The organism is Streptomyces sp. NRRL S-31 (assembly GCF_000718775.1).
GTDB lineage: Bacteria > Actinomycetota > Actinomycetes > Streptomycetales > Streptomycetaceae > Streptomyces.
Genome location: NZ_JOCB01000028.1, coordinates 1 through 14,413, shown reverse-complemented (window position 1 = coordinate 14,413; position 14,413 = coordinate 1). Strand labels below are relative to the sequence as shown.

The following is a 14,413-nucleotide window of genomic DNA, read 5'->3' as shown; positions in this document are numbered from 1 at the left end:
GACCCCTCAGGGGGTCTCGTCGCCCTGCGCGACCTCCACGCGGTGGTGGACGTCGGCCGCCGCGGTGAGCGAGGCCGTGCACGAGAGGGCCGCGCAGGCCGCGAGGAGCAGGGCGATCACCCGATGGGCCCGGGCGGCCCGCGGGGCGGCCAGCAGGGCCTGGACGCGCTGCGGGACGGGGCCCGTGGCCGCGCCGGGGGCGAAGCCCGGCCGCACGGACCGGGCGGCCTGCCCGGCCAGGGCCGCGCGGGCGATGGCCCGGGCGGTCAGCCGCCGGTCGCCGACCGAGGCGGCGGCGGCCTCGTCGGCGGCGCGCTCGGCCGCGAGCCGGATGGTGGCGCGCACCCGGCGCAGCGCGGGGTGGCAGTGCGCCGCGAGTTCGGCGGCGGCGAGGGCGTAGTGGTGGCCACCCGCGTTGTGCGCCCGCTCATGGGCGAGCAGCGCCTCCCGCTCGGGTCCGTCCAGGCTGCGCAGCATCGCCGTGGTGACGACGACCCGGTGCGGGCGGCCGGGCAGGGCGTAGGCGTCGGGGCGGGGCGAGTCCACCACCCGCAGGTCACCGGCGGCGGGAGCGCGACCGGCCTCGGCGCGGGCCGCCCGGAAGGCGCGGGCCTGGTCCAGGACCGAGCGGACGAGGGTCCAGCCGCCCCGGGCGAGCGCTCCGGCGGAGGCGAGGGCGGCCGGGACGACGACGGCGTCGGAGGCGGTGCGCAGCGGGTGGACGAGTTCGCCGAGCGCGGCGAAGAGCGGCAGCTTCAGCAGCCCGAGCAGCGCGAAGACGCCGAGCGTCACGGTCGAGCAGCCGGCGAGGAGCACCGCGCAGCCGGTGACCGACCACAGCGCGGCGACGGGGGGCAGCCGGTCCAGGGCACGCCGGGCCAGGGGCGGCAGGACGCACGGCAGCAGCAGGGGGAGCAGGAGCAGCGCGGTCATCGGTCGTCGGATGCGAGCAGGTCCCGCAGGACGCGTTCGTCGTCCGGACTGAGCTGGGCCACGAACCGGGCGAGGACCGTCTCGCGGTCGCTGTCCCGGTCCAGTTCGCTGTGCATCCGGCGGGCGGTGAGACCGTGGGCGTCCTGCGCGTCCCGCACGGGGGCGTAGGCGTAGCCCCGGCCCTGGCGCTGCCGTTCGACCACTCCCTTGTCGTGGAGGCGGGTGAGGATCGTCGTCACCGTCGTGCGCGCGAGGCCGGTTCCGAGGCTCAGCTGGACCTGGCCGGGGGTCTGTGGTGTGCCGGCGGCCCAGAGCGCGGCCAGGACGCCGGCTTCGAGTTCGCCGGCCGGGCGGCGTTCGTCGGTCATGGGACGTTCCTCACCCCGTCTTCGTCGTCTTGGTCGTCTCGGTCGTCTTCGTCCGCCGCGGCCCGGGCGGCCGTCTACACCATCGTAGTCGTGCCGGTGCGGCGCCCGGCCGCGTACCCGCACCGTACGACGTGACTGTCCCGCGTCCGGGGCCGGGGGGCGCGGCGCGTGGACCGTGCCGCGGTCAGCCCGCCCGGCCGCGGGCCGTGTCGAGCAGCGTCCGTTCCTCCTCCGTGAGCCGCAGCGCCCCGGCGGCGACGTTCTCGGCCAGGTGGACAGGGTCGCCGGTGCCGGGAATGGCGAGGACGTGCGGGCCCTGGTGCAGCGTCCAGGCGATGCGGACCTGCGCGGGGCTCGCCCCGTGGGCCCGGGCGACGGAGAGCACCGCCTCGTCGTGGGCGGCGGTCGCGCCGTACTCGCCGCTCTCTCCGGCGACGGCGTAGAAGGGGACGAAGGCGATGCCGTGCGCGCCGCACAGCCGCAGCAGCTCGTCACCGGCGGGGTCGGGGCGGTCCACGGCGTACCGGTTCTGGACGGCGGCCACCGGCGCGATCTCCAGCGCCTCGGCGAGGTGCCGGGGTTCGACCGCGGAGATCCCGAGGTGCCGGACCAGTCCCGCCTCGCGCAGCTCGGCGAGCGCGCCGAAGTGTTCGGCGAGGGAGTCCTGGCGCATGCGGCGCAGGTAGACCAGGTCGAGGTGGTCCCGCCCGAGCTGGCGCAGGTTCTCCTCGACGTGCCCGCGCAGCTGGTCGGGCCGGGCGGCGGTGGCCCACCCGCCGTCGGGGTCGCGGTAGGGGCCGACCTTGGTGGCGATGACCAGGTCCTCGGGGTACGGAGCGAGCGCGGTGTTGATGAGTTCGTTGGCGGAACGGAGCGACGAGAAGTAGAAGGCCGCCGTGTCGATGTGGTCGACACCGAGTGCGACGGCCCGGCGCAGCACGGTGAGCGACCTCTCCCGTGGGCTCGGGGTGCCGTGGTGGAAGGCGGCGCTGCCCGTCAGCCGCATCGCGCCGAGGCCGATGCGGCGGACGGACAGGTCACCGAGGTCCCAGGTGCCGGCGGCGTCCGCGGTGATCGTTTCCTTGGTCATCGGCGGAGTCTCGCACACGGCACCCGGCCGCCGTCGGCGGTGTCAGCAGTACAGGTTGGCCCCCGGTGCGACCCCGAGGATCTGGGTGAAGCGCTGGTAGGCGGAGACCCGGCTCTGCACCTGCGCGGGGTTCTTGCCGTCGCACTCCAGGGAGCCGTTGATGCTGCGGATGGTCTGGCCGAAGCCGGCGCCGTTCACCATGGCGTTGTGCGGGGTCATCGTGCCGGGGCCGGACTGGGTGTTCCAGTACCACAGGCCCGTCTTCCAGGCGACGGACGCGTTGTTCTGGACCAGGTTGGGGTTGTGCAGCAGGTCGATGCCGAGCGCGTCGCCGGCGGCCTTGTAGTTGAAGTTCCAGGACAGCTGGATGGGACCGCGCCCGTAGTACGCCGCCTGGCCCGCCGGACAGCCGTACGACTGGCTCCAGTCGCAGTAATGCGGGTAGTTGGCGGTGTTCTGCTCGACGACGTACACCAGGCCGCCCGTCTCGTGGCTGACGTTGGCGAGGAAGGCGGCGGCCTCCTGCTTCCGCACGGTGTCGCTGCCGCTGTTCGCGAAGGCGGGGTAGGCGCCGAGGGCGGCGGTCAGACCGCTGTAGGTGTAGAACGAATTCCGGCTCGGGAACATCTGGTTGAACTGCGACTCGCTCACCACGAAACCGGCGGCGGACGCCGTGGGTGCCGTCTGGAGCACCAGGGCGGAGCCACCTATCGCGAGCGAGGCCAGGAATGCGGCGAAGCGTGCGGCGATGCGGTGCCTCAACACGATCAACTCCTCTGCGGAGCACGGCCGCGTCCGCCGGTGGCGGAGGCGGCCGTGGTGGGGGGTTGGCCACACTCAATCGCTTTGGTATGTACCAGTCAAGGGTTTAGACCAGTCAATCGCTCATCCGCCGCGGCGGCGAACTCACCGACGCCGCACGGCAGTCGGGCACCACACCGGAGCCGGGCGCCGCGCCGAAGTCGGGCCCGGCCGCGCGGGTACGGCCGGACCCCGGGGCCTGCCCGAAGGCCGGCTCCGGAGACCGGTCCGCCCGCGGGACTCCCCCGGGACTCAGCCGAGCGGCTTCACCAGGACGGCCTTGCGGTGGCTGAACGTCTCGAGGGAGTAGCGGCCGTGGTAACTGCCCATTCCGCTCTCCCCCACCCCGCCGAACGGCAGGTCGGAGACGGTGAGATGGGCGAGGGGCAGACCGTGGCCGAGGCCGCCCGAGGAGGTCTCGGCGGCGAGGCGCTCACGGGTCCGGTCCGATTCGCTGAACACGTACAGGGCGAGCGGCTTGTCGCGGTCGTTGATGAAGCCGATCGCCTCGTCCAGGCCGGACACGGTGACGAGGGGCAGGATCGGCCCGAAGATCTCCTCCCGCATGACCGGCGACGCGGGGTCGACGTCCGCGAGGACGGTCGGCGCGAGGTACTTCGTCGCGCGGTCGCCGACGCCGCCGACGGCGACCCGGCCGGAGCCGAGCAGGCCGGAGAGCCGGTCGAAGTGCCGTTCGTTGACGATCCGGCCGTACTCCGGGGAGCGCGCCGGGTCGGCGCCGAACAGGTTCTCGACCGCCCGGACCAGCGCGGCCTCCAGGGCCGGTGCGGTCTCCGGGTCGGTCAGGACGTAGTCGGGGGCGACGCAGGTCTGGCCGGCGTTGAGGAACTTGCCGCGCGCGAGCCGGTCCGCGACCGCGTCCAGATCGGTGCCGCGGTCCACGAACACCGGTGACTTGCCGCCCAGTTCGAGGGTGACCGGGGTGAGGTGCTCGGCGGCGGCCCGCATCACGATGCGGCCGACGGTGCCGTTGCCGGTGTAGAAGATGTGGTCGAAGCGCTCGGCCAGCAGGGCCGTGGTCTCCGGCACGCCGCCCTCCACGACGGCGACCGCGTCGGTGTCCAGGTAGGCCGGCAGGAGCCGGGCCAGCGCCGCCGAGGTGGCCGGGGCCAGCTCGCTCGGCTTGGCGACGACCGCGTTGCCGGAGGCCAGCGCGCCGACCACGGGGGCGAGCAGCAGCTGCGCCGGGTAGTTCCAGGGGGCGATCACCAGGACGACGCCCAGCGGGTCGTACTGCGTCCAGGCGGTGGCGTCGGCACCCAGGTGCGCCGGGACGGGCGCGGGCTCGGGGCGCAGCCAGTCCGCCAGGTGCTCCAGGGTGTGGTCGATCTCGCGGACGGTGAAGTCGATCTCGGTGCGTCGCGCCTCGGCCACGCTCTTGCCCAGGTCGGCGTGGAGGGCGGCGGCGAGGTCGGCGCCGCGTTCCGTGAGCAGGGCGCGCAGCCGGCGCAGCTGGTCGGTGCGCCAGTCGACGGACTTCGTACGGCCGGTGCGGAAGGTGGCGCGCAGCCGGGCCACGACGTCGGCGGGCCGCTCGGGCAGAGAGTGGTTCACGGTGCCTCGCTGGGGTGCGCGGGCCGGAGCGGCCCGCACTCGGACGGACGGATGCATACGCCAACCTTTCATGTTCTGAAGTTCATCCCGGCACCGCCCCCGGGTGAGGATCGTCACGTCCGCCGACGACGACCCGCCACCGCCGCCCCCGTCCGCCGCCACTCACCGCGTTCACCGCTGTCCGCTGTCCGCTCTCAGCCGTCAGCCGTCAGCCGTCAGCCGTCAGCCGTCAGCCGTCAGCCGTCAGCCGTCAGCCGTCAGCCGTCAGCCGTCAGCCGTCCGGAGATACCGCACCGCCCGGTCACCGGGGCCGGGCCCAGCCGTCGCCGCCGTGCCGGTGTCAGTGCTGGTCCACGAAGGGCCGGACCTCGATGGGCAGGGTGGTCGCCAGCGCCGCCTTGCGTCCCCACGCCAGGGCCTCGTCCCGGTCGGCGGCCCGGATGAGGCACAGCCCGCCGAGGTACTCCTCGCCCTGCGCGTAGGGGCCGTCGTTGACGAGGACGTCACCGCCTCGGGGGCGGAACACGGTGGCGGTCTCCGGGCCGTGCAGACCGCCCGCGAAGACGAAGGCGCCCGCGGCGCGCAGCTCGCCGTCGAACGCCTCGACACCGCGCATGATCGCGGCGGGCGGCGTCGCGCCGGCCGGCTGGACCACGCTCAGCAGGTAGTGCGTCATGACGTCCTCCAAGGCGTCGCACCCGGGGCGGGCTCTTGGTCACCTCGTCACCTCCTCACGAAGGTGACCGCCGCGGACCGGCGCCGCGCGCCGCGAGCGCGGAGAAGGTCTCCGGAAGAATCTCCCCCATGACGCTCACCCCGCATCCGCATCCGCTCGTCGTCCGCGCCCGCCGGCTCGCCACCGACCTGCTCCTCCCGGAGGCCGAACGGGTCGACCAGGACTGGGTGCCCGCGAGCCACATCGAGGCGGTGAAGCGGTCGGGACTGCTCGGGGCGGCCGCGCCGGCGGACCACGGCGGGGCACAGGCGCCGCCCGCCGTGCTGCGGGAGACCGCGGAGATCCTGGCCGGGGCGTGCTGCGCGACCTGGTTCGTGCAGACCCAGCACCACACGCCGGTACAGACCCTGGCGCGCGCCGACGGCCCGGTGCGGGAACGGCTGCTGGGCCCGCTGTCCCGTGGTGAGCTGCTGTCCGGGGTGGCGTACGCGCACCTGCGGTCGTATCCGCGCCGCCCGGTGCGGGTCCGCCCGGAGGGTGACGGCTGGCGGTTCGACGGGACCGTCCCCTGGTACACCGGCTGGGGTCTGAACGACGTGCTGCTGCTGGCCGGGGTCACCGACTCCGGTGAGGCCCTGTTCGCCTTCGCCGAGGCCCGCGAGCAGCCGGGGCTGCGGGCCTCGGCACCGATGCGGCTGGCGGCCCTCACCGCCGCGCGCACGGTGTCGCTGGAGCTGGACGGGCTGTGGCTGCCGGCGGAGGCGGTGGCGCTGCGCACGCCGTACGAGCGGTGGGCGGCCGGCGACCGGGTCAGGACGCTGCACACCGGTCCGGCGGTCTTCGGCGTGGCGGAGGCCGCCCTCTCGTTGCTGGACGACACCACCGCCGCCCCGCTCCGCTCCCGCCTGGCGGACGTCCGCCGCACGGCCTACGACCTGGCGGACCGGCCGACGCCGGACACCGGGGGCGGGAGCGGGGAACGGCCGGTACTGCCGAGCGCGTGGGTGGCGGAGCGGCTGGCGGTGCGCGCCGAGGCGTACGAGCTGCTGCGTACGGCCACCACGGCGGCGGTCGTGGCCGGGGGCGGGCGTGCGATGGCCGTGACGAGCCGCGCGCAGCGCCTCGCCCGGGAGGGGCTGTTCCTGCTGGTACAGGGCCAGACGGCCGAGTCGCGCGGCGCGCAGCTGCGGGCACTGGGCTGCGGGCCGGCCGGCGCGGAGAGGCGTCACGGCTGAGCGGCGGACGGGCCCGCGCCCGGCCCCGGCCCGCGCCCGGTTGTCCCGCCCTGGAACGGCCGCCCCGGAACGGACGACCGACACCCGGGTCGTCGCACCGGCACGCGCCCCCGGCGACCGGTCCGCGCGTGCGTTCAGCCCGCGAACGGCACCGGGGCCGCGGAAGCGGCCGTCGCGCCCGGGTGGGTCCACAGTCCCCGCGCGGCGAGCCGGGGCAGGACGTTCTCACCGAACCAGTAGGCCTCCTCCAGGTGTGGATAGCCGGAGAGCACGAACTCGTCGATGCCGAGGGCGTGGTACTCCGCGATCCGGTCGGCGACCTCCTCGTGGCTGCCGACCAGCGCCGTCCCGGCGCCGCCGCGCACCAGCCCGATGCCGGCCCACAGATTGGGGTGGATCTCCAGCCGGTCCCGGGAGCCGCCGTGCAGCGCGAGCATCCGCCGCTGGCCCTCCGACTCGCTGCGGCCGAGGCCCTCCTGCACGGCCCGTACGGTCTCCGGGTCGAAGCCGTCGAGCAGCCGGTCCGCCTCCGCCCAGGCCAGCGCCGCGGTGTCCCGGGTGATGACGTGCAGCCGGATCCCGAAGCGGGGGATACGGCCGTGCCCGGCGGCCAGATCGCTGACCCAGGCGATCTTCTCCGCGACCTGGGCGGGCGGCTCGCCCCAGGTGAGGTACACATCGGCGTACCGGGCCGCGACCCCGCCCGCGACCGGCGAGGAGCCGCCGAAGTACACCTCGGGCACCGGCTCGGGCACCCTGCCGAGCTTCGCCTCCTCGACCCGCAGGTGCTCCCCGTGCAGGTCGACGCCCTTGCCCTCCCACAACTCCCGCACGATGTGCAGGAACTCACCGGTGCGCCGGTACCGGGCGTCCTTGTCGAGGAAGTCGCCGTAGGCGCGCTGCTCGTGGCTCTCGCCGCCGGTGACGACGTTCAGCAGCAGCCGGCCGCCGGTCTGCCGCTGGAAGGTGGACGCCATCTGCGCGGCGAGCGTGGGCGAGACGAAGCCGGGCCGGAACGCGACCAGGAACTTCAGCCGTTCGGTGTGCTGGCTGACCATGGCGGTGGTCAGCCACGCGTCCTCGCACCAGGCACCGGTCGGGGTGAGCGCGCCGACGAAACCCAGGTCCTCGGCGGCCCGGGCGATCTGGCTCAGATACGCGACCGTCGGAGGCCGGTCGCGACCGGAGGCGGTAGCCGGGCTGCCATGACCGCCGCCGACGACATGGCGGCTGTCACCATTGGTGGGCAGGAACCAGTGGAAGGTGAGGGACACGGGGGTCTCCGATTCGTGTGTGTCCGTTAGAGCAGGCCGTGCCGGGGCGGGTTCAGGAGGCCGGGACCGTCAGCTCGCCGCCGCCAGCAGCGGCGTGCGGTCCAGGGCGGCGGCGAACTGGTCCACCACGTGTCCCAGCGCCTCCGCGGTGGCGGATGCGACGGTGACGGAGCCGTCCTCCCGCACGGTGATGTCCTTGTCGAGGGTGAACCAGCCCTGGACTATGTGCGCGGCGCCCATGGAGTTCAGCACCGGGCGCAGGGCGTAGTCGATGGCGAGGACATGGGCGGTGGAGCCGCCGGTGGCGAGCGGCAGCACGGTCTTGCCGGTGAGGGCGTACTGCGGCAGCAGGTCCAGCAGCGCCTTGAGGACACCGGAGTACGACGCCTTGTAGATGGGAGTGCCGATCAGGACGCCGTCCGCGCGGGCGAACAGCTCGGTGGCCTCGACGATGGCGGGGTGCCGGAAGTCCGCGCCGAGCAGGGCCTCGGCCGGGATGGTGCGGACGTCGAGCGGGACCACCTGGTGGCCCTGGGCGGTGAGCCGCTGGTCCAGGTGGCGCAGCAGACGGCCGGTGCGCGAGGAGGCGGAGGGGCTGCCGGAGACGGACAGGACGGTGGCCATGGATGTCTCGTTTCTGAGGTGCGCCGGGCACACGTGCGGGACGGGTGCCCGGGGAGGACGGTCGGGAGCGGGCGGCGGCCCGGTGGTCAGGCGTGGGCGGGAACGGCTTCCGGCGCGGGGTCCGGGCGGACGCCCTCCGGCCGACGGGCGCCCTCTCGCTGACGGGTGCCCTCCGGCCGACGGGTGCCCTCCGGCTCACGGACGAGGGACGGCACGTGCCGGCCGAAGCACTCGACCGCCTCGGCGTCGGCCTCCGTGACGGCGCGGGCACCCGCGATCGGATCGGCGGCCCCGTCGAAGTCCCCACCGTGGGAGAGGTACCCGCCGTAGGTGAAGCACTCGAGGTGAAGCACTCGCCGTGGGACGAGTCCCCGCCCAAGACCCGGTCGGCCGGCCGCCGTCCGCCGTCCGCCGGGCGCCGGGTTCCGGGCCGCCGGGAACCCGGTAGGCGCATTTCACGGGTGCTGCGGGCATGCGGAACTCCTGCTGCGCGAAATGCACGACGGCTTTCGGGCACGCGGAATCCCGGACGGGAAAACAGGGGCAATCAGGCGCGCCGGGGAAGCCCGGAAAGGGGACGCAACGCGGCGGTTTCAGGCCGCGGGGCAACAGGAGGCGCTGGAGACGCGCGCGAGGTCGACATGGCGTCGCCGCGTGAGGTCCAGTCGCATAGTCATGCCGTCGATCGTGGCAGCAGCCGGTGACGGCCGTCAAGGAAAACCCGACCGGTCTCGTATCCCGGACCATTGGAATTCACCGAGGCGTGACAGGAAAACCCTTGAACGTCACGGCGTTTGCGGCGCATTCCGCGGCGGTGCGGACCGAACAACCGGAATGCACAGCGGCCATGACCCGGCTCGGTTCGCCGCGCCGGGCGGCCCACGAAGTACGGCCGTCCCGGCCCGCGTTGAGCGAGACCGTCCGCGCTCCGGAGCGGGAACCGGGCGTGGACCTACTGGTGCGCAGGCGCTCGGGCGCGTCGATGAGCGCCGCGGAGCGGGAGCCGCTGCCGGACATCGCCGGTCTCCTGGAGGGGTGGGCCGACCGCGGACGGCGGCCGGCGAGCGGCACCGCATCAGCCGTACGGCGCGGGTCGGCACGGTGGACGCGGCGATCGTGCCGCCGCGGATCGCCGTGGTGCGGGAGTCCCGGGCGACGCGTCCGGTCATCCGGGTGGAGGCGGTGGGCGCGCGGCAGCCGGACATCCGGCGCGGGCTGACGGAGGGCGGTTTCGACCTCGGCCCCGTCCCCCACCTGGCGGGCGACGACACGCCGGCGGACATGGAGGGCACCGAACCACCGCGCCGGCGGCCGGACTTCCGTGTCCGGGGACCCGCCGGGCGGTCCGGTGCGATCACCATCCGGCCGCTCGCCGACGACACCGCCCGGGTGGTGCCGACGCTCCAGCGCCGGCGCGCGGACCCGGCGCCGCGGGCGGTGCGGGACCTGCGCGCCGTGTTCGCGCGCCGGGCGCGGGAGCCGGCGTGACCGCCGGTTTCAGGCGCGGTGGGCGTCCTCCGGCCCCTCGACCACCACGAGGAACGCGTCCGACTTCAGGTCCATCACCACGGTGGCCGGCTCCCCCTCGGCCCGCCGGGCCGCCGCGTACTCCTCCGCCGGCCACGATCCACGCGGGGACCCTGCGGGAAAACGCTCCAACACCTTCGCACTCATGACGGCGGCCACCTCCTGCGACACCGACCCGGTCGGAATGTACGTCATGTACTGATCCGCTTGCCCCGCATCGGCGAGGACATGTCACCGAGTCCCGGGGTGCCGCCGTTCCGGTGAGGGACGCATCCACGGGCTCCTCCGGGTGGGAAGTCGTGTCTGGGGGGCCATCGACACGAAGGGCCTGCGGGCGATGAACGACGACGCGACGGACGGGCTGCGCTGCCTGGTGACCGGTGCCACGGGCTACATCGGCGGCCGGCTGGTGCCCGAGCTGCTGGCCGCCGGGCACCGGGTGCGCTGCCTGGCCCGCACCCCCGCCAAGCTGCGTGACCACCCCTGGGCGCGGGACGCGGAGGTGGTCCGGGGCGACGTCACGGACGCCGGCTCGGTCGCGGAGGCGATGCGGGACGTCGACGTGGCGTACTACCTGGTGCACGCGCTCGGCAGCGGCGAGGACTTCGAGGAGACCGACCGCCGCGCCGCCCGCGTCTTCGGGGAGGCGGCGAAGGCGGCGGGCGTCCGGCGCATCGTGTACCTCGGCGGTCTGGTCCCCGCCGGGGTGCCCGACGAGCGGCTCTCCCCGCACCTGAGGTCCCGGGCCGAGGTCGGCCGCATCCTGCTGGCCTCGGGGGTGCCGACCGCCGTGCTGCGCGCCGCCGTGATCATCGGCTCGGGTTCGGCCTCCTTCGAGATGCTGCGCTACCTCACCGAGCGCCTGCCGGTGATGGTCACGCCCAGCTGGGTGCACACCCGCATCCAGCCCATCGCCGTACGGGACGTGCTGCGGCTGCTGGTCGGTGCCGCGGGCCTGCCGGACGACGTGAACCGGACCTTCGACATCGGCGGCCCGGACGTCCTGACGTACCGGGACATGATGATCCGGTACGCGCGGATCGCGGGGCTCCCCCGCCGGCTCATCCTGCCCGTGCCGGTCCTCACCCCCGGCCTGTCCAGCCACTGGGTGGGGCTGGTCACGCCTGTCCCGGCCTCCATCGCACGGCCGCTGACCGAGTCGCTGCGCCACGAGGTGGTCTGCCACGAGCACGACATCACCCGGTACGTGCCCGATCCGCCGGGGCATCCGCTCGGCTTCGACCAGGCGGTACGGCTGGCCCTGCGCCGGGTGCGCGAGGCGCGGGTGATCACCCGCTGGTCGTCCGCCGCGGTGCCCGGCGCGCCCAGCGACCCGCTGCCCACCGACCCCGACTGGGCCGGCGGCAGCCTCTACACCGACCACCGCGAGACGTCGGTGGACGCCCCGGCGCACGAGCTGTGGCGGGTGATCGAGGGCGTCGGCGGGGAGCACGGCTGGTACTCCTTCCCGCTCGCCTGGAGCCTGCGCGGCTGGCTGGACCGGCTCATCGGCGGGGTCGGCCTGCGCCGGGGCCGGCGGGACGCCGAGCGGCTGCGGGCGGGCGACTCGCTGGACTTCTGGCGGGTGGAGGAGATCGAGCGCGGCCACCTGCTGCGGCTGCGGGCGGAGATGCGGCTGCCCGGGCTGGCCTGGCTGGAGATGTGCGCGGAACCGGACGGGCCCGGCCGCAGCCGGTACCGCCAGCGGGCCCTGTTCCACCCGCACGGGCTGCTGGGCCACGCCTACTGGTGGGGGGTCTCCCCCTTCCACGCCGTGGTCTTCGGCGGGATGGCCCGCAACATCGCCAGGGCGGCGGCCCGGCGGGGCTCGGCCTCCGCCCGCTGACCCCGCATCCGCCGGGCCCGCCGGACCGGAACTGTCCGGTGTCCCCGTCCTCGTCCCGGAGCCGCGCCATGTACGTCTCGGTCGTCCTGTTCACCGCCGATCTGCGTCTGCACGACCACCCGCCGCTGCGGGCGGCGCTGGACGGCGGCCGCCAGGTCGTCCCGCTCTTCGTGCGCGACCGCGGGACGGACGGCTTCGCGGCGCCCAACCGGCTGGCGTTCCTCGCCGACTGCCTGCGGGACCTGGACGCCGGGCTGCGCGCGCGGGGCGGGCGGCTGGTGGTGCGCTCCGGCGACGTCGTCGAGGAGGTGTGCGCGGTGGCCGCGGAGGCGGATGCCGACGAGGTGCACATGGCGGCCGACGCGAGCGGCTACGCCCGGCTGCGGGAGCGGCGGCTGCGGCGCGCCCTGGAGGCCGGCGGGCGGCGGCTGCACGTCCACGAGAACGTGACCACCGCGGTGGCGCCCGGCACGGTGACCCCCGCCTCCTCGGACCACTTCGCGGTGTTCACGCCGTACTTCCGGCAGTGGTCGGGGCAGCCGCCGCGGGACGTGCTCCGCGCGCCGCGCGCGATCGGCGTGCCGCCCGGCGTCGGATCGGAGGAACTGCCGTCCCGGGCCGCGCCGGCGGGCGTCTCGCCGGGGCTGGCCGAAGGCGGCGAGACGGCCGGCCGGAAGCGGCTCGCCGCCTGGCTGCGCTCCGGTGCGGCCGGCTACGCGGACCGGCACGACGACCTGGCCGGGGACGCGACCTCCCGGCTCTCCCCGCACCTGCACTTCGGCACGCTGTCCCCCGTCGAACTGGTCCGGCGTGCGCGCCGGGCGGGTGGTCCGGGGGCGGAGGCGTTCGTACGGCAGATCGCCTGGCGGGACTTCCACCGCCAGGTGCTCGCGGCCCGGCCCGGCGCGGCCGGTGCCGACTACCGCACCCGGCACGACCGCTGGCGGTCCGAGCGGACGGCCCGGGACGACATCGAGGCGTGGCGGGAGGGACGTACCGGCTATCCGGTGGTCGACGCGGGGATGCGCCAGCTGCGCCACGAGGGGTGGATGCACAACCGGGCCCGGCTGCTCACCGCGAGCTTCCTGGCGAAGACGCTGTACGTCGACTGGCGCGTGGGGGCCCGGCACTTCCTGGAGCTGCTGGTCGACGGGGACCTGGCCAACAACCAGCTGAACTGGCAGTGGGTCGCGGGCACCGGCACGGACACCCGGCCGAACCGGGTCCTGAACCCGGTCACCCAGGCCAGGCGGCACGATCCCGACGGCGTGTACGTCCGGCGCTGGGTGCCCGAGCTGGCGGACGTCCCGGGCGGGGCGGTGCACGAGCCGTGGAAGCTCACGGAGGCGGACCGGGCGCGGACCGGCGCGTACCCGGACCCGGTCGTCGGCCTCGCCGACGGGCTGGCCCGGTTCAGGCGGGCCCGCGGCCGCGACTGAGCGGGGCGGCGGGCGGTACGGCCCCATAGCCGGCGGCCAGTGTGCCGAGGGCCTCGGACAGGGTGGTGGGGCGGAGCATGCCCCGGCTGGGCCGGCCGGCCCAGCCGGGGCCGCCGAGCATCGTCAGCGGCTGGGTACGGGCGCCCTTGACGCCCCACTCGGAGGCGGCGACGTGCTCGGCCAGCGGCAGGTTCGCGGTGGAGCGGGCCTGCGCCCACAGCACCACGGCGGCCGGGCCCAGCCGCCGTACCGCCGTCAGGAGCGCGTCCGCCGGCACCGCGGCGCCGAACATGCGGGTCGGGACGCCGAGGTGGCTCAGTGCGGCGTTGAGCGCCTCCAGCGGGAGGGTGTGCTGCTCACCGGGGACGCAGGCGAGCAGCACGGGTCCCGCCCCGGCGGCCGTGGGCGTCGTCGCGGGCCGCCGGGTGTGGCGGCGCAGGGTGGTCGAGACGTGCCAGGCCAGCAGGTGTTCGACGACGACGTACCGGTCCCCCGTCGAGGCCCATCTGCGGCCCACGGCGTGCAGGGTCGGCACCATCACCTCCTGCCAGGCGGTCACGACGCCGTAGCGGGTGACGGCGGTCTCCAGCCGCTCCTCGACGGCCGCCGCGTCGAGCCGGACGGCGGCCCGGGCCAGCCCCCGGCCGTCCTGCCGGACGTCACCGCCGCCGGGCGCCGCCGCCCGGCCGGGATCCCCGCCCCGCCCGGTCCCCGGCACGGTACCGGTACGGCCGGCGGCGCCGACCGCCTGCGTCACCTCCGCCGCACCCCGGACACCGGCGGTCCCCGGCGCCTCCACCTCGCCCCGGACACCGGCCGTCCCCGGCGCCTCCCCCGCACCCGGGGCACCGGCAACCCCCGGCGCACCCCGGACACCGACCGCTCCGGTCACCTCCGCCGCATCCCGCACGCCGGTCGTCCCGGGGGCCGCCCGTACACCCCTCGTCGTTGCCGTCCCCGCCCCGCCCGGCGCGTCCCCGGCGGTCGGCCGCTGTCGCTCCCCGGCGGCGCGGGCACCCGCCCGG

At 75.4% G+C, this 14,413-nt stretch carries 15 protein-coding genes and 1 pseudogene; 4 read left to right on the top strand and 12 right to left on the bottom strand.

The window, feature by feature from the left end; genetic code table 11:
* Positions 1-6: 6 nt before the first annotated feature.
* The 6 genes from IF37_RS0113570 to IF37_RS0113545 form a co-directional block, all read right to left on the bottom strand.
* Positions 7-933 carry a M48 family metalloprotease gene (locus IF37_RS0113570; RefSeq protein ID WP_030741312.1) on the bottom strand — a complete coding sequence of 309 codons (927 nt, stop codon included), beginning with the start codon at positions 931-933 and terminating at the stop codon, positions 7-9.
* The gene (locus tag IF37_RS0113565; RefSeq protein WP_030741310.1) at positions 930-1,301 is read right to left on the bottom strand and encodes a BlaI/MecI/CopY family transcriptional regulator; all 372 of its coding nucleotides are present in this window, start codon (positions 1,299-1,301) and stop codon (positions 930-932) included. The genes IF37_RS0113570 and IF37_RS0113565 overlap by 4 nt, the downstream gene beginning before the upstream one ends.
* Before the next feature lie 184 nt (positions 1,302-1,485).
* Positions 1,486-2,391 (bottom strand): aldo/keto reductase, encoded by a 906-nt coding sequence (locus tag IF37_RS0113560; protein WP_030741308.1) that lies wholly within the window; start codon positions 2,389-2,391, stop codon positions 1,486-1,488.
* A 42-nt stretch (positions 2,392-2,433) separates the two neighbouring features.
* Positions 2,434-3,102: a chitinase gene (locus tag IF37_RS0113555; RefSeq protein WP_253915752.1), complete on the bottom strand. Its 669-nt coding sequence runs from the start codon at positions 3,100-3,102 to the stop codon at positions 2,434-2,436.
* A gap of 342 nt (positions 3,103-3,444) precedes the next feature.
* A complete protein-coding gene (locus IF37_RS0113550; RefSeq protein WP_079165719.1) occupies positions 3,445-4,824 on the bottom strand; it encodes an aldehyde dehydrogenase family protein in 1,380 nt (459 codons plus the stop codon).
* Between the two features lie 283 nt (positions 4,825-5,107).
* On the bottom strand, positions 5,108-5,443 hold the full coding sequence (locus tag IF37_RS0113545; protein ID WP_030741299.1) for a YciI family protein: 336 nt from the start codon (positions 5,441-5,443) through the stop codon (positions 5,108-5,110).
* 128 nt (positions 5,444-5,571) lie between these two features.
* On the opposite strand from IF37_RS0113545, the gene IF37_RS0113540 reads away from it, so the two are divergent.
* On the top strand, positions 5,572-6,678 hold the full coding sequence (locus tag IF37_RS0113540; RefSeq protein ID WP_030741296.1) for an acyl-CoA dehydrogenase family protein: 1,107 nt from the start codon (positions 5,572-5,574) through the stop codon (positions 6,676-6,678).
* 134 nt (positions 6,679-6,812) lie between these two features.
* Here IF37_RS0113540 and IF37_RS0113535 read toward each other — a convergent pair whose 3' ends face one another.
* The 4 genes from IF37_RS0113535 to IF37_RS46605 all read right to left on the bottom strand — a co-directional run bounded on the left by IF37_RS0113535 (position 6,813) and on the right by IF37_RS46605 (position 9,247).
* Positions 6,813-7,952 (bottom strand): LLM class flavin-dependent oxidoreductase, encoded by a 1,140-nt coding sequence (locus IF37_RS0113535; protein WP_030741293.1) that lies wholly within the window; start codon positions 7,950-7,952, stop codon positions 6,813-6,815.
* Positions 7,953-8,021: 69 nt separating this feature from the next.
* Positions 8,022-8,576, bottom strand: a complete 555-nt coding sequence (gene ssuE / locus IF37_RS0113530) for an NADPH-dependent FMN reductase (RefSeq protein ID WP_030741290.1) — start codon at positions 8,574-8,576, stop codon at positions 8,022-8,024.
* A gap of 86 nt (positions 8,577-8,662) precedes the next feature.
* Positions 8,663-8,929 (bottom strand): hypothetical protein, encoded by a 267-nt coding sequence (locus tag IF37_RS0113525; RefSeq protein ID WP_030741287.1) that lies wholly within the window; start codon positions 8,927-8,929, stop codon positions 8,663-8,665.
* Positions 8,930-9,169: 240 nt separating this feature from the next.
* Entirely contained in the window at positions 9,170-9,247 is a 78-nt protein-coding gene (locus tag IF37_RS46605) for a putative leader peptide (RefSeq protein ID WP_353962852.1), read from the bottom strand.
* A gap of 143 nt (positions 9,248-9,390) precedes the next feature.
* Here IF37_RS46605 and IF37_RS39345 point away from each other — a divergent pair.
* A pseudogene (locus tag IF37_RS39345) lies at positions 9,391-10,064 on the top strand (hypothetical protein).
* A gap of 9 nt (positions 10,065-10,073) precedes the next feature.
* Here IF37_RS39345 and IF37_RS39340 read toward each other — a convergent pair.
* Positions 10,074-10,298 carry a hypothetical protein gene (locus IF37_RS39340; RefSeq protein WP_037856458.1) on the bottom strand — a complete coding sequence of 75 codons (225 nt, stop codon included), beginning with the start codon at positions 10,296-10,298 and terminating at the stop codon, positions 10,074-10,076.
* Positions 10,299-10,440: 142 nt separating this feature from the next.
* Here IF37_RS39340 and IF37_RS0113510 point away from each other — a divergent pair, with 142 nt between their 5' ends.
* Together IF37_RS0113510 and IF37_RS0113505 are read left to right on the top strand one after the other, a co-directional pair.
* The gene (locus IF37_RS0113510) at positions 10,441-11,949 is read left to right on the top strand and encodes an SDR family oxidoreductase (RefSeq protein ID WP_030741284.1); all 1,509 of its coding nucleotides are present in this window, start codon (positions 10,441-10,443) and stop codon (positions 11,947-11,949) included.
* Between the two features lie 68 nt (positions 11,950-12,017).
* Entirely contained in the window at positions 12,018-13,388 is a 1,371-nt protein-coding gene (locus IF37_RS0113505; protein ID WP_030741280.1) for a deoxyribodipyrimidine photo-lyase, read from the top strand.
* Here IF37_RS0113505 and IF37_RS39335 read toward each other — a convergent pair.
* The gene (locus IF37_RS39335; protein WP_253915751.1) at positions 13,363-14,106 is read right to left on the bottom strand and encodes a B12-binding domain-containing protein; all 744 of its coding nucleotides are present in this window, start codon (positions 14,104-14,106) and stop codon (positions 13,363-13,365) included. The genes IF37_RS0113505 and IF37_RS39335 overlap by 26 nt on opposite strands.
* Positions 14,107-14,413 lie beyond the last annotated feature (307 nt).